We start from the raw sequence: 15,693 nt of genomic DNA on the forward strand, positions 1-15,693 counted from the left end.
AAAACTAAAGATGAAAGACTAAATATTTTCCGGCACGAGCTTTAGTATTTGGTCTTTCCTATTTAGTATTTTTGTTCAAGCCCTCAGGGCTTGAACAATTTCCTGTTCCCGGCCAGGGTGTTCCACACCTGCTTCACTTCCCCGGTCAGCGTCTGCTTGACCATCGCCAGGGAGAAGTCCGCGGCCTGCCCCAGGCTGATATACGGGGGCAGAGCGATGGCATCCCGGTCCACACGGGCGTCCAGCAGGGCCGCTCCCGGATATTTCAGGAAGGCCTGTACCATCTCGTCCACCTGGCTTGACTTGTCCAGCACAAAGCCCTTGATGCCCACGGCGTCCGCCACGGCGGCAAAGGAGGGATTGTCCAGGTCAATCTGCCACGGAATCAGGCCAGCGGCCTGCATTTCCAACTGGATGAAGTCCAGGCAGTCGTTATTATACACCACCAGTTTCACCGGAAGCCTGTACTGGGCAATCGTAATCAGATCCCCCAGCAGCATGGACAAGCCGCCGTCCCCGCAGAGGGCGATTACCTGCCGGCTGGGATAAGCCTTCTGGGCTCCGATCGCCATCGGCATGGCATTGGCCATGGAGCCGTGATTGAAGGAGGCCAGCGTCCGCCTTCCCAGCGTGGAGCACAGGAACCGGGCGCTCCAGATGCAGGGGGTGCCCGTGTCCACGGTAAATACGGCGTCCGGGGCCGCGTACTTGTTCAGGGCGGTGGTCACTTGTTCGGGCCGGATGGGGGATTCCTTGTCACTCCCGTCCATGTAGGCGTTCATGTCCTTAACATCCTTGGCATGGCGCTTCAGGGAGGCGTCCAGATGTTCCGAATCCTTTTTCTCCTCCAGCATTCCCAGCAGGGCGTCAGCCACGGCTCCCACGTCCCCGCAGATTCCCAGGTCCAGGCGGCAGCGGCGCCCCAGCACTTCCCCGCGGCGGTCGATCTGGACGATGGCGGGCCTGGTGGGAAGGAAGTTGAAGTAGGGGAAGTCCGTCCCCCACATCACAATGAGGTCGCTTTCATGCATGGCCTTGTAGGCGTCCCCCCAGCCCAGCAGGCCGGTCATGCCCACGCCCAGGGGGTTGTCATGTTCAAAATAGTCTTTTCCCCGCCAGGTGTAGGCAATCGGGGCCTTTACCCGCGCGGCGATCTGCACCACCTTGCGTTCCGCTCCGGCGCAGCCGCCTCCGCAGAAGAAAGTGATGCGGCCGTGTGAAGCGAGCATCTGGGCCAGGCGCGCCACGGATTCATGGTCCGGCACCACGGTTTCCCGGGTGAAGGCGGGGGGATGCACCAGGTCTTTGGCCTCCGCGGGAGCATCCGCCACGTCCCCCGGCAGCACGATGACGCCCACATCATTCAGGGAGTAGGCATGCTGGATGGCGGACATCAGCACGCGGGGGGCCTGCTCCGCCGTGGAAGCCAGTTCCGCATAGGAGCTGCATTCCTTGAACAGCTGCTCCGGATGGGTGGCCTGGAAGTAATCCACCCCCACCTGGCTCTGGGGGATGTGGGAGGCGATCGCCAGCACGCGGGCCCTGCTCCTGTGGGCGTCATAAAGGCCGTTGATCAAATGAAGGTTGCCGGGGCCGCTGCTGCCGCAGCATACGGCCAGATTGCCGGTAAGCTGTGCTTCCGCACTGGCGGCGAAGGCGCCCACTTCCTCATGCCTCATGTGAATCCATTCAATGGTTTTCTTTCTGCGGAGGGCGTCCGTGATGGGGTTCAAACTATCTCCCACAATGCCGTAAATGCGCTTTACTCCCGCTTTTTCCAAAATTTCAACAAGTTGATCAGCTACCGTATACATGCAGATTAGACCAAAACCGGTTGAAAAAAATCAATGCTTTTGTGTCATAGATACCGGAAGTTCCTTCCGCATGGAAAACCATGACGGATTTTCAAACAGCCGCCTTGCCTGCCGGGAGGCTTTTTCCTTGAAGAAACCGCGCTGGAGTCTATCTTGGCAAGGTAGTTCCATTTTCCTTGATACCAAACCATGAAATTCCTCACTAAAGCTCTCCTGATGGCCACCGTTCTGGGAAGCCTCGCCACCGCTTCCGCAGCAGTCGTTTTTCCCGGCCCCACGCCCGGCGCGGCCCAGGCGGAACAGGCGGCTTCCGGGTATACACTTTCCAACAATATTCTGACGGCCAAATTCCTCAACCGCGGGGGCAAGCTTTCCTTTGGAGGCATGACGTCCAAACTGGGACCGGTAGCCAAAGCCGGGGAGGAACTGTTTATCATCAACCTTCAGGACGGCCGGAGCATCAAATCCTCAGACCTGAAGGCGGCAGACGTCAAGCTCATCTCCCTCCAGGCCAATCCCAAGGCGTTCAAGCTGGTGGACCGCTTCCCCGGAAAAGCCGTGACAGCCACCTTCCAGGCACTGAACGGAACCCTGCATATCTCCTGGCGCGCCGTGCTCCGGGACAATTCCCATTACCTGCGGCAGGAACTCCGCCTGGTGGGCACGAAGCCCATCCAGATGAAGAGCATCGTGGCCATGCAGTATGACCTGGTGGAAGGAAAGGCGGGCTCCCCCTCCGTCTCCGGAAACGCCAGGGGCGCGCTCATCGTGAACGACCTCGCTTTCACCGCCCTGGAAACGCCCATGGGCATCAACACCGTGGGAGGCTCCGGAAACGCGGCAGGCGGGGAGTCCACAGCCTGGAATGCGGACAAATGGACCACGGCTTCATGGACGGGCAATTTCAATATTCCGCAGGAGCTGAAAAAGCAGTACGGGGAGCAGGTAGCCTGCGCAGAAGGCCCCGTCACCATTGACGCCAAGGGTCCCTGCACCATCACGTTCCAGTACAAGGGGGGCGACAAGGGGAACAACAAGCTGAACACCGCCGGCGTGCAGCTCCTTTCCGCCAAGGGCGCCGTCCTTGACTCCGATTTCCACGCCGGGAGTACCGGGGATGCCAATTCCAACAACGCCTACACCGTGAAAGTTCCCGCCAAGGGGAACTACCTGCTGCGCTACTGGGCCCAGACCAAGAGCGAACCGATTGCCAGCAAGGGGGAAATCACCTTCTCCGTGCCCGTGCGCACGCTGGAGGAAAAGGAAGACGCCCAGGTGGAAGATTCCCAGCTCGCCCAGGGCGTCTGGAGCCGTAAAACCACCATGCAGCCCAGGGAGGTGTGGGAGGTGTCCTCCGTTCTCGGCATCTTTGCCCCCGGCCAGCAGCGCCGCTCCTTCCTGGCCTATATGGAGAGGGAGCGCGTGATGCCCTACCGCCCCTTCATCCATTACAATTCCTGGTATGAACTGAATATCAACCGGAATAATGATTCAGACCCCGCCAAGCGCATGACGGAAGAGCAGTGCCTGGCCGTGCTGAAGGACTGGCAGGAACAGTTTTTCCAGAAGCGCGGCATGACCATTGACGCCTTCGTCTGGGACGACGGCTGGGATGAATTCAACAGCCTGTGGGATTTCCACAAAATGTTTCCGCAGGGCTTCAAGCGCATTGACGCCGCCGCGGGTAAACAAAAGGCCGGCATCGGCACCTGGCTGGGCCCGGTGGGCGGCTACGGAGCCTCCAAAGGCAAGCGCCTGGCTCACTGGAATGTGAAGCATCCGGACAACAAGATCGGCAACTTCCAGCTTTCCAACAAGGAGTACTTTGACGCCTTTGTGGGCCGCTGCTCCCAGATGGTGAAGGATTACAACATGAAGTACTTCAAATTCGACGGCATCAGCACCCATTTCCACGCCAAGGGCCCGGGCAATGAGGAGGATGCGGAAGGCATCATCCGCGTACTGAACGCCCTGCGCCAGAAAAAGGGGGACCTTTACATCAATTGCACCGTGGGTACATGGGCCTCACCTTTCTGGTTCCGTTATGCGGATTCCGTATGGAGGCAGGAAAATGACTTCGGCACCATCGGCGTGGGCGACAACCGCGACAAGTGGATTACCTACCGCGACCGCCTGGTGCATGAAGTCTTTGTACAGGGGTCACCCCTGATGCCCATCAATTCCATGATGACACACGGCCTGATGGTCACCAAGTTCGGGCCGCCCGCGTGCATGCCCCGCGATCCTGAAAACGTGAAGAAGGAACTCCGCTGCGCCATGGCCTGCGGCACCTCCCTCCAGGAGCTTTACGTGGACAGAGACCTCATGAACGCCAAGGACGGCGCGCTGTGGGACGAGCTGGCCAAGGGCATCAAGTGGATCCGCCGCAATGCGGACGTGCTGGACGACGTGCACTGGGTGGGCGGCAATCCGTGGAACAAGCAGACCAATGAAGGCGCCGTGTACGGCTGGGCCGCGTGGAATAAAAACAAGGCCACCCTGGCCCTCCGCAACTCCTCAGACCAGGAAAAGAGCCTGACCGGCACCCTGCGCGGCATCCTTGATATTCCCGCGGCGGTGAAGGGTTCCATCACTTTCAAGGATTCCTATGACGACCAGCGGCCCCTGGACGGTTTCTCCGGCAAGACCGTGGACGTTGACAAGGAGCTGACCTTCACGCTGAAACCCTTTGAAGTACTGGTGTACGAAGGGGGCAAGGTCAAATAATCCCCCCCTTTTCAGGGAAAGCCGGTTTTCCGGCTTCCCTGAACTCCCGTACCTCCGGCGCGGGTCCGGTTTAAAACCTCTTCTCAAACGTCACCGCTTCCAGCGGGTCGGAAGGGTTGACGGGCATCACCAGGCACTCCATATTTTCCCCTCCCAGGTAGAGGGTCAGGCCGGCGCCGGCGGAATAGACGATGGAGACGCCGTAATACCCCTCTTTCTTCACCAGGGACCAGGTGCCCCGGCAGGAGGACACGAGGTCCTCCTCCAGCACGGAGAGATCATCCCGGTCCTCCGGATGGGAAATCCACCAGCCCCACGCTTCAGGGCGCGGGAAGGAGGAAACCTCGCACGTGCCGTCTTCATGCAGGAGAATCGTGGAGGAGCTGATCTGGAAAAAGCGCCTCAGCTCCTGGGGCCGGTAAAACAGCCGCGCCCTGGGTGTGGATTCCACCTCGTACGTTCCGGATACGGCCTGAAGCGCCGGTTCCTGAATCCACAGGAAGGTATTTTTATGCATCATCCGCTGGCACGCCAGGCCCACCACCGCCAGGAGGGAAAGGAACGACAGGACAAAGGCCCACAGAGCAAGCCTCTTTCTCCACCAGGCATACACGGCGGCCAGTCCGGCCACACTGCCCACGCAGACCCAGAATCCCCAGGAACGGGAAAGGAAGGCAAGAGCATCCGCCAGTACGGAAAGGCCATGAGAAAGATCATTCCACATAGGTGCTTCAGAATCGCCGGAACTCCGTCAAAGTCAAGGCAACAATGCCGCCCTTCACGGTACGGAGGGGGCGCGGCGGCTCAATTTTCCCAAAAACTCCCGTCATCATTCCCGCAAATCCCCCTCCGCACTTTCCTCACGGACTCCAATCAGGTAAAGAAACATCTCAACAATGAAGAGCGCAGCACATCACCAGGGACTTTCTGAACAGCAGGTTCTGGAAAACCGGACCAAATACGGAGTCAACATCCTGACGCCCCCGGAAAAGGAACCCCTGTGGAAGCAGTTCCTGGAAAAATTCTCAGACCCCATCATCAAGATTCTGCTGGTTGCCCTGTTCCTGTCCGTAGGCGTGGCCTGCTACCAGTTCCTCACCGGAGCGGAACCGGCCAGCGTCTTTCTGGAACCCGTGGGCATTCTGGTAGCCATCCTGCTGGCCACCTGCGTGGGCTTCGCCTTTGAGGTGAGCGCCAACAAAAAATTTGAAATCCTGAACCAGGTCAATGACGACACCATGGTCCAGGTGATCCGCGGCGGCAACATTTGCGAACTGCCCCGCCGCGACGTGGTGGTGGGAGACATCGTCATCCTGAATACCGGGGAGGAAGTCCCGGCGGACGGTGTGCTGCTGGAAGCCGTTTCCCTCCAGGTGAACGAGTCCACGCTGACGGGGGAACCCCTCATCGGCAAAACCACGGTGGAGGCGGAATTCAAGAAGGACGCCACCTACCCCTCCAACCACGTCCTGAAGGGAACTACCGTGGTGGACGGCCACGGCATCATGGAAGTGACTTCCGTAGGGGACAGGACGGAATACGGCAAGGTTTATGAAGGCTCCCAGATTGACAACAAGGTGCAGACGCCCCTCAACCGCCAGCTTTCCCGGCTGGGCGACCTCATCACCTGGGCCAGCTACGCCATTGCTGCCCTCATCATCATCGGGCGCCTTACCCTGTACTTCTCCCATCTGTCCGGCCCCGTGGAATGGCTGAGCGCGGGAACCTACATTCTGAACACGCTGATGATTGCCGTGACCGTCATCGTGGTCACGGTCCCGGAAGGGCTGCCGATGAGCGTCACCCTGAGCCTGGCCCTGAGCATGAAGAGCATGCTGGCCAACAACAACCTGGTGCGCAAGATGCACGCCTGCGAAACCATGGGGGCCGCCACCGTCATCTGCACGGACAAGACGGGCACCCTGACGCGCAACCAGATGAACGTATACAAGGCGGATTTCTACGGCCTGGGGAATGCCGCCCCGGCGGACAACGAGCTGGGCGACCTGATCCGGGAGGGCATTTCCGTGAACTCCACCGCCTTTCTGGATTATGCGGATCCGGACCACATCAAGGCCTTGGGCAATCCCACGGAAGGGGCGCTGCTGCTGTGGCTGCATGGGCAGGGCGTGAATTACCTGGACCTGCGGGAAAACGCCCGCGTGCTGGAACAGCTCACCTTTTCCACGGAACGCAAGTACATGGCTACCGTGGTGGAATCCCCCCTGCTGGGCAAAAAGGTTCTTTACGTAAAGGGCGCACCGGAAATCGTGCTGGGCCTCTGCTCCACCGTCCTGACTCCGGAAGGCCGGGTGCCCGCCGCAGACATGCGCCCCGCCATTGAAGAACGGCTGCTGGCCTACCAGAACCAGGCCATGCGCACGCTGGGCTTCGCGTACCGCATCCTGGATGATGACGCCCCGGTGTTTGAGGACGGCCGCGTCATCCGCACGGACCTGGTTTACCTGGGTATAGCCGCCATTTCAGACCCCGTCCGGGATGACGTGCCCCAAGCCGTGAAGGACTGCATGGACGCGGGCATCAGCATTAAGATCGTCACCGGAGACACGCCCGGCACCGCGCGGGAAATAGGCCGCCAGATCGGCCTGTGGACGGAGGCGGACACGCCGGACCGCCTGATGACGGGCGTGGAGTTTGAACAGACGCCGGACGAAGAACTGCTGGACCGCGTGATGGACCTGAAAATTATGTGCCGCGCCAGGCCCATGGACAAGGAACGCCTGGTGAAGCTGCTCCAGAAGAAGGACCAGGTGGTGGCCGTCACCGGGGACGGAACGAACGACGCCCCGGCCCTGAACGCCGCGCAGGTGGGCCTTTCCATGGGAGACGGCACCACCGTAGCCAAGGAGGCCAGCGCCATCACCATTCTGGACAACTCCTTCATGAGCATTTCCCGCGCCGTCATGTGGGGGCGCTCCCTGTACCGGAACATCCAGCGCTTCATCGTCTTCCAGATGACCATCAACGTGGCGGCCTGCCTCATCGTGCTCATCGGCGCGTTCCTGGGCACGGAATCCCCCCTCACGGTCACGCAGATGCTCTGGGTGAACCTCATCATGGATACCTTCGCCGCGCTGGCCCTGGCCTCCCTCCCGCCGGACGAACGCGTGATGCAGGACCCGCCGCGCAAGACCACGGACCATATCATCACCCGCCCCATGGGCCGGAATATCCTGGGCGTGGGCATCCTGTTCGTGGCCTTCCTGTTCGGCCTGCTCCAGTACTTCAAGCATGCGGACATCACCAGCCTGACGCAGTTCAGCCTCAGCGGCTACTTCGGCAGCTACCTGGATTTCTCCTCACCGGAACATGAACTGACGGGCTATGAACTCTCCCTGTTCTTCACCATCTTTGTTCTCCTCCAATTCTGGAATATGTTCAATGCCAAGGCCTTTAATACGCACCAGAGCGCCTTTGCCCGAATGGGGGCCAGCATCGGGGGATTCGGGCTGGTGGCCCTGCTCATCCTGGCCGGGCAGTACCTCATCGTCACCTTCGGCGGCAAGATGTTCAACGTGGTGCCGCTGAGCTGGACAGACTGGGGCATCATCTTTGCCGGCACCTCCCTCGTCCTGTGGATCGGGGAGCTGGTGCGCGCCTTCACGCCGGACAAATCCCCCAGCCGTCCGTAAGCCTTCCGGACAGCTCATGCGGGGGAATACGCCTGCATGACACGGACGGCGCTGCCGCCCGGAAAGCCTTCTTTCAACAAAGGAGGCCGCAGGCGTGTCATTGACAGCATGGACTTGACACGCCTGACGGGCTCTATCTCCGGCTCCGCCGTTCTCCTCTTCCTGTTCTCCCTCCTTTTCTCCGGGTGCAAAAAGACGGAACAGGTCCCGCATGAAACGCCCACGCTTATTTATGAACAGCCGGTTACGATGGATATACCGGTCAAGGGAAGCTGGGTGGGCCATCTGGACGGAGTGGACAACGCCGCCATCCTTCCCCAGGTAACGGGCTACCTGCTGACGCAGAATTACACTAACGGAGCCCTGGTGAAGAAGGGGGAGGTGCTCTTCCGCATTGACGATTCCACCTTCAAGGACCAGGCAGCCAGAGCCAAGGCAACCCTGGAACAGGCGCAGGCCCAGCTCCAGCAGTTGAATTACGACTTGGAGATTTACAAGCCCCTGGCCGCGGAGAACGCCATTTCCAAGCAGAAGTATGAGGATACGCGCCTGTCCGCCATCGCCGCGCAGGCGCAGGTGCAGCAGGCCACCGCCGCCCTGGCGCTGGCGGAGAAGAATCTTTCCTATACGGTGCTTTACTCCCCCTTTGACGGAATCGCCGGCATTTCCAAGACGAATATAGGCGATCTGGTCAGCCCGGAGAGCGGCCCCCTGGCCGTCGTCTCCTCCGTCAATCCCATCCGCGTCAATTTTGCCGTCACCCAGCAGGAATGGATCCAGCAGGCAGGCAAGAACGGGGATGAAGGCGTTCAGACGGGCAGCAAGCTGGACATTACGCTGAAGGACGGCACCAAGTACCCGGAACAGGCCACCGTGGTAGCCATTGACCGGGCATTCAACCCCCAGACAGGCACCATCCGCGTGCAGGCGGACCTTCCCAACGGGAATTACCTGCTGCGCCCCGGCATGTTCATCACCGCCACGGCAAAGCTGGCTACCGTCAAGAACGCGCTGACCGTTCCGTCCAAGGCTCTTCTTTCCACCCAGGGCCGCTTTTTCGTCATCGCGCTGGATGAGCGCGACCATCCTTCCATCATCCCCGTACAGGCCGGAACACAGGTAGGGGAGCGCCAGCAGGTCATTCCGCTTAAACCGGATTCCCTCACCCCGCAGAGCAAGGTGGTGGTGGATGGCCTTCTCCAGGCGGAAATGGCCTCCAGAAATCCGGCCGCACACCTGAAGGCAGTCCCCGCCAGCAACCCGTAAGCTCCTCTCCCCATGGCTGATTTCTTCATTAAGCGCCCCATCCTCTCCATCTGCCTCTCCATCATCCTCGTGCTGCTGGGGAGCTTCGCCATTCTGCGGCTCCCCATTTCCGAGTATCCGGACATCATCCCGCCCTCCATCCAGGTAACGGCCACCTATCCGGGGGCGGACTGCGAGACGGTGGTCAAATCCATCGCCTCCCCCATTGAACAGCAGATGTCCGGCGTGGACGGGATGTCCTACATGACTTCCGTCAATACCAACAACGGGCAGATGAGCATGATGATCCTCTTTGAGATCGGCACGGAGGCGAACATGGACCAGGTGCTTTCCTACCTGCGCTACGGGCAGGCCACCTCCCAGCTTCCGCCGGAAGTGAGCGAGCTGGGCGTCTCCCTGCGCAAAACCAGCGGACTGCCCGCCCTGGTCCTCAGCTTTTATTCCCCCCAGGGAACCTACGACGGCCTCTGGCTGGCGAATTACGCCTACATCAATATGGTGGACGCCATCAAACGCGTGCCCGGCGTGGGTGACGTGCAGGTGTTCGGAGCCGGCCGTTATGCCATGCGCATCTGGCTGAATCCGGAAAAGATGGCGGCCCTGAACATTACGGCCCGTGACGTGATGCTGGCCGTACAGGCCCAGAACGCCGTAAATCCGGCGGGCAAGATAGGCGCGCAGCCCGCTCCGCCGGACCAGCAGCTTTCCTTTACCGTGAAGGCTCCCGGGCGCCTGAGCAGCGTGAAGGAGTTTGAAAACATTGTAGTGCGCGGACAGGGCAGCTCCATCGTGCGGGTAAGTGACGTCGCCCGCGTGGAACTGGGATCGGAAACATACAGTCTCAGTTCTTCCGTGAACGGCATGCCTGCCGCCTCCATCGGCATTTATGAAGCGCCCGGAGGGAATGCCCTCCAGATGGTGGACAATATCAAGACCCTGCTGGAAAAAAGCAATTTGCCTCCGGGAATGGACTATCTGGTGTCCCTGGATTCCACCCTGGCCGTCCGCGCAGGCATTGACGACATCGTCAACACGCTGGTCACGGCCCTGGGCCTTGTGGTGCTGGTGGTGTTCATCTTCCTGCAAGGCTGGCGCGGCACGCTGATTCCGGCCTTTGCCGTTCCGGTCTCCATCATCGGCGCCTTCATTGCCTTCCCGTTCTTCGGATTCTCCATCAACACCATCTGCCTGATGGGGCTGGTGCTGGCCATCGGCCTGGTGGTGGATGACGCCATCGTGGTGGTGGAGGCGGTGAAGAACCATATTTCCCACGGGGAAAAGCCCATGCAGGCCACCATCGCCGCCATGAGGGAGGTTTCCGGCCCCGTGGTGAGCACGGCCCTGGTCATCGCCTGCGTGTTCGTTCCCACCATGCTGCTGCCCGGCGTCACGGGCAAACTGTTTGAGCAGTTTGCCGTCACCATCGGCACGGCCATCCTCATTTCCGCCTTCTGCGCGCTGTCCCTCAGCCCCACCCTGTCCGCCGGGCTGCTGAAATCAGGCAAATCCGACACCATCCCCCTGCTGGGGCCGTTATTCAAGGCCTTCAACAACGGCTTCGGCAAAGCGCGGGACTGGTACGTGAACGCCTGCGAGTGGCTTATCCGCCGCATGTGGCTTTCCATCCTGCTGCTGGCCGCCATGACGGCAGCGCTCTTCCCCCTGGCCAAGCTCATTCCCACGGGCTTCCTTCCCAATGAAGACCAGGGCTACCTGTTCGGGGGCGTGGAAATGCCGGACAATACCTCCCTGAACGTCACGGAGGCCACAGCCGCGCGAATCGAACGGATTATCCGGGAGAACCCCGGCGTGGAGGTGGTCACCACCGTGAACGGCTTCAACCTGATCAGCTCCGTCCAGAGTTCCTCCAACTCCTTCTTCTTCATTTCCCTGAAACCGTGGTCCGAACGGAAGGCTCCCGGAATGACGGCGGACGGCATCGCCGCCAGCTTGAAGAGCAAGCTGAACGCGGAGGTTTCCTCCGGCATGGCGTATGTAGTTCCCCCGCCGCCCCTGCCGGGCGTGGGCACGTCCGGGGACGTCACCTTCCTGCTGGAAGACCGCCAGGGCATCGGCGAGAAATTCCTGGCCGCCAATACGGCCAAATTCATCGCGGCCGCCGAGAAACGGCCTGAAATCGCGGGCATCAGCAATTTCATGTCTCCGTCCAACCTTCAGTACAATCTGAACGTGAACACGGAACAGGCTACCCTCCAGAACATGGACGTGGATGAGATTTACGCGACCATCCAGGCGTACATGGGGAGCACCTTCCTGAACAACTTCAACATTTACGGCCAGGAATGGCAGGTGTACATGCAGGCGGACGCCCCGTACCGGAACAACATCGACAAGCTTTCCATGTTTTACGTGCGCAACAATGACGGGGATCCGGTCCCGCTGGATTCCGTCATCAACGTCACGCACGGCTGGGCTCCGGAATTCCTGATCCGCCAGAACATGTTCAACAGCTCCCAGCTTAACGTCACCCCGGCGCCCGGCTATTCCTCCGGGCAGGTGATGAACGCGCTGGAGGAAGTCTTTGCCCAGACCATGCCGGCAGCCATGGGGTATGACTATTCCGGCATGAGCTACCAGGAACAACAGGCGCAGAAGGGAATCACCATCGGCATGATCTTCATTGCCTCCGCCGTGTTCGTCTTCCTGATCCTGGCCTCCCTGTATGAAAGCTGGTCTCTCCCCGTGGCCATCTTCATGACCGCTCCCATCGCCATCCTGGGCGCTTTCCTGGCCCTGTGGATATTCGGGCTGGACCTGAACATTTACTCGGAAATCGGCCTCATCGTGCTGATTGCGCTGGCGGCTAAGAATGCCATCCTCATCGTGGAATTTGCCGTGCTGGAACTCCGGCAGGGCACGGACCTGCTCACGGCCACGCTGGACGCGGCCAGAATCCGCCTGCGCCCCATCCTGATGACCTGCTTTGCCTTCATCATGGGCTGCCTTCCGCTGGCCCTGGCTACGGGTGCGGGAGCGGCGGCGCGGCGGGTGGTGGGCGTGGGGGTGATCGGCGGGATGATCACGGCCGTCTTCATCGGCGTATTCTTCATCCCCTCCTTCTTCTACCTGATCGCCAAGCTGGCCAAGCTGGATAAGAAAGCGGCGCGGAAGCTCCAGGAACAGGCGCAGAGCGCAACCGCTCCGGCAAAATAACCACCGCACCCGGAACGGGAAATCCTGCGACCGCCCTCCTGCCTACATCCAGAATATCCACGCCCAGAAGGCCTTGACGAAGATGAGCACTGCATCAATCAGCAGCCCCACCTTGACCATGGTCATCTGGGGGAATTTCCCCGTGGCATAAGCCAGGGCGTTGGGCGGCGTGGATACCGGGAGCATGAAGGCGCAGGACGCGCCTATGCCTACCAGAAGCACCAGCGGCGTGGCGGACATTCCCATGGCGGCAGCCACCGTCACCATCAGGGGAGCCACCAGGGCCGCGCTGGCCGTATTGGAGCAGAATTCCGTCAGTGACGAGATGAAGACACTGATGATGAGCAGAATGACAAGGGGGTTCTGCCCCATGGCAATGGAAGATACCTGGTCCGCAAGAAATCCCGCCGCGCCTGTCTGGACGAGGATGCTGCTGAGCGTGATGCCGCCGCCGAACAGCAGCAGAACGCCCCAGTCCGTGTTTTTGGCAATGCCGCCCCAGTTGATGACTCCGCACAGGGGCAGCAGCACCGCGGCGCACAGCGCAATGAGCGTATCCATGGCCGGAATGCCGCCCAGCGCGGCGGAAAGGAAGCTGCTGCACATCCAGCTCCCGGCTACCAGCACGAACAAAACCAGAACGCGCACCTGCCTGGCATTCAGCCGGCTCCCCTGCTCATTGCCTTCTTCCGGGGTCATGTCCACATGCAGGCCCAGCCGCGGCCGGAAGAACAGGTACATCAGGAAGAAAACGACTACCCCGAATACCAGGACAATCGGCATGGCAATCCGGAACCATTCCGCAAATCCCATGCCGAGCTCATGCGCCGCAATGGCATTGGGAGGGGAGCCCACCAGCGTCCCCATGCCGCCAATGGAAGCGCTGTACGCCACTCCCAGCACGGCAAAAGGGGCCGTGGTCTTGAGTTTTTCCGGCGGAACGCGGTCCAGCAGGCCGATCACGAGGGGGAGCATCATGGCCGCCGTGGCCGTGTTGGACATCCACATGGAGAGGAAGGCCGTAGCCAGGAAGATCAGCACCAGCGCCATGCCCAGGCTTCCCTTGGCCATTTGAAGGATTTTCCCCGCCAGCCAGATGTCAATTTTCTGTTCATGAAGGGCTCCGGCCATGGCAAAGCCGCCGAAGAACAGGAAAATGGTGGGATCAGCAAAGCCCGCCAGCGCCCTGGCTCCCGGAAGAATGCCCATGAACATGGCGAGCACCGGCACCAGCAGGGCGGTTACGGTCACGTGCAGGGCCTCCGTCAGCCACAGAATGCCGATGAAGGTGAGTATGGCCAGCCCCCTGGCTACTTCCGGCTCCACGGGGAGCCACTTGAGCATGGCCAGGAAAAGGAGCACGTCACACGCAATGATGATGTAATTGCGGTGCCCCTTGGCGGTGTCTGTGGTACGATGGCGCATATCTGAAAAAAACAAGATGGTGTTATTCCTTTTTGTACGCCTCCGGGGGTCAGAGTCAATATCATTCCGGAAGAACCCAGAAGAAGCCCCCTTCACGGGTCATGAACCAGGGAGAAAGGGCGCCGTTCAGAACCCGGGCCATACCTTCCCGGCGTGGGAGGAAAAGTTCCTCCGTCCCTGCCCTTGATCCTTTTGAAGGCAGGAGGGTTCCGGGCATGCAAAAAGCCGCCGCGTGTTTGCGCGGCGGCTTGTGAAAACTGTTTGATTGACGCACGGAGGGGGAGACCTCCGCCCAGGCAATTATTCAGCGGCGGGTTCGGCGGCCTTCTTGGCAGCCGGCTTTTTGGCGGGGGCCTTCTTGGCTGCGGGAGCCTTGGTTTCAGCCTTCTTGGCGGGGGCCTTGGCCGCGGTCTTTTTGGCGGGAGCTTCCTTGGCGGCAGGCTTGGCGTCCTTGGCAACGGGAACGGCCAGACGAATAGGCGTATTGGAATTCAACTTGGACTGTTCCTTCTTACGCTTGATGTATTCAACACGTCTGCGGCGCTTGGTGACTTTGCGGATTTGCTGTCCCATAGTGATAATTGCTATGATATTTACTAATTCTTAAGAGCTCCATGTGGCACATGGGCGTGGATACAACTACCAACCCCGCATGCCATACGCAAGCACAAAGCGTTATTAAGGCACAGAAAGACATCGGCACTCCCCGCTTTTCCCAACCGGGTCCCGGAAAACGGAACGGGGGAGCCAGCGCAGAGCGGGGCGGCATTCTACCACAATTTCAGCGCGTCCACCCGGTCCGGATGCTCCCACCGCAGGTGGTCCCGGATGGCGGCGGCAATGAAGCCCAGGCCGCGGTCCACCGCCGCCACCAGCCCATCCCCCGCGGCAAGCCGTGCCGCAATGGCGGCGGAGAGGGAGCAGCCCGTTCCATGGGTGCTCACATCCTGCACGCGCGGACGGTTCCATTCCCCCAGAATGCGGCCGTCCGGCCCGGCCAGCACATCCCGGCAGTCCCCTTCCAGATGGCCGCCCTTTAAAAGAACCGGGCACCCGTACCTGAGGGCCAGCCGTGCGGCGCACTCCGGCAGTTCATCCCTCCCGGGATTGGCGGAACTCCGGAGCAGGACGGCGGCTTCATCCAGGTTGGGAGTCAGCAGGGCCGCTCCCGGCAGCAGAAGCTCTTCATAAACGGCCACGGCCTCTTCCCGCATCAGGCGGTCCCCTGCCGTGGCAATCATGACCGGGTCCACCACCACGGGAATACCTGCGCCGGAAAGCACCTCATGCACCGCGCGGACGATGGCCGGAGAGTACAGCATGCCCGTCTTCACGGCAGCTACGGGGAAATGCTCCAGATTGATCCTCACCTGGTCCGCGACCAGGGCAGGGTCCACCTCCTGAATGCCGCGCACCAGTCCCGGCACCTCGGAAACGACGCAGGTGACCGCCGTCAGCGCAAACGCCCCCATGGCGTGGGCCGCCTTCAGGTCCGCCTGAAGTCCGGCCCCGGCGGAACAGTCAGAACCGGCAATCGTCATCATTACGGGAATACTCATGCCCCTGTTTTTAATCGGGAGGAGCGGCATTGAACATCCAAAAATCCGCGCACACCGCCCCAATGTCACAAATCC

At 60.6% G+C, this 15,693-nt stretch carries 9 protein-coding genes; 4 read left to right on the forward strand and 5 right to left on the reverse strand.

Annotation, left to right across the window (positions count from 1 at the left end; genetic code table 11):
- Positions 1–83: 83 nt before the first annotated feature.
- Positions 84–1,814: a thiamine pyrophosphate-dependent enzyme gene (locus CXU21_RS05820; RefSeq protein WP_102725373.1), complete on the reverse strand. Its 1,731-nt coding sequence runs from the start codon at positions 1,812–1,814 to the stop codon at positions 84–86.
- Positions 1,815–2,003: 189 nt separating this feature from the next.
- Here CXU21_RS05820 and CXU21_RS05825 point away from each other — a divergent pair, with 189 nt between their 5' ends.
- Positions 2,004–4,541, forward strand: a complete 2,538-nt coding sequence (locus CXU21_RS05825) for a hypothetical protein (RefSeq protein WP_102725374.1) — start codon at positions 2,004–2,006, stop codon at positions 4,539–4,541.
- 70 nt (positions 4,542–4,611) lie between these two features.
- Here the strand turns inward: CXU21_RS05825 and CXU21_RS05830 are convergent, their stop codons facing one another.
- Positions 4,612–5,265, reverse strand: a complete 654-nt coding sequence (locus tag CXU21_RS05830) for a hypothetical protein (protein ID WP_102725375.1) — start codon at positions 5,263–5,265, stop codon at positions 4,612–4,614.
- 172 nt (positions 5,266–5,437) lie between these two features.
- Here CXU21_RS05830 and CXU21_RS05835 point away from each other — a divergent pair, with 172 nt between their 5' ends.
- The 3 genes from CXU21_RS05835 to CXU21_RS05845 all read left to right on the forward strand — a co-directional run bounded on the left by CXU21_RS05835 (position 5,438) and on the right by CXU21_RS05845 (position 12,634).
- The gene (locus tag CXU21_RS05835; protein ID WP_102725376.1) at positions 5,438–8,194 is read left to right on the forward strand and encodes a calcium-translocating P-type ATPase, PMCA-type; all 2,757 of its coding nucleotides are present in this window, start codon (positions 5,438–5,440) and stop codon (positions 8,192–8,194) included.
- 108 nt (positions 8,195–8,302) lie between these two features.
- Positions 8,303–9,460: an efflux RND transporter periplasmic adaptor subunit gene (locus CXU21_RS05840; RefSeq protein WP_180972678.1), complete on the forward strand. Its 1,158-nt coding sequence runs from the start codon at positions 8,303–8,305 to the stop codon at positions 9,458–9,460.
- 12 nt (positions 9,461–9,472) lie between these two features.
- Positions 9,473–12,634 carry an efflux RND transporter permease subunit gene (locus CXU21_RS05845; protein ID WP_102725378.1) on the forward strand — a complete coding sequence of 1,054 codons (3,162 nt, stop codon included), beginning with the start codon at positions 9,473–9,475 and terminating at the stop codon, positions 12,632–12,634.
- 42 nt (positions 12,635–12,676) lie between these two features.
- On the opposite strand, the gene CXU21_RS05850 is transcribed toward CXU21_RS05845, so the two are convergent.
- From CXU21_RS05850 to thiD, 3 genes are all read right to left on the reverse strand, one after another.
- Positions 12,677–14,059, reverse strand: a complete 1,383-nt coding sequence (locus CXU21_RS05850) for an SLC13 family permease (RefSeq protein ID WP_102725379.1) — start codon at positions 14,057–14,059, stop codon at positions 12,677–12,679.
- A 300-nt stretch (positions 14,060–14,359) separates the two neighbouring features.
- On the reverse strand, positions 14,360–14,632 hold the full coding sequence (locus CXU21_RS12365; RefSeq protein WP_180972225.1) for a hypothetical protein: 273 nt from the start codon (positions 14,630–14,632) through the stop codon (positions 14,360–14,362).
- A 197-nt stretch (positions 14,633–14,829) separates the two neighbouring features.
- The gene (gene thiD, locus CXU21_RS05860) at positions 14,830–15,618 is read right to left on the reverse strand and encodes a bifunctional hydroxymethylpyrimidine kinase/phosphomethylpyrimidine kinase (RefSeq protein WP_180972679.1); all 789 of its coding nucleotides are present in this window, start codon (positions 15,616–15,618) and stop codon (positions 14,830–14,832) included.
- Positions 15,619–15,693: the final 75 nt, after the last annotated feature.

The organism is Akkermansia muciniphila (assembly GCF_002884975.1).
Taxonomy (GTDB): domain Bacteria; phylum Verrucomicrobiota; class Verrucomicrobiia; order Verrucomicrobiales; family Akkermansiaceae; genus Akkermansia; species Akkermansia muciniphila_C.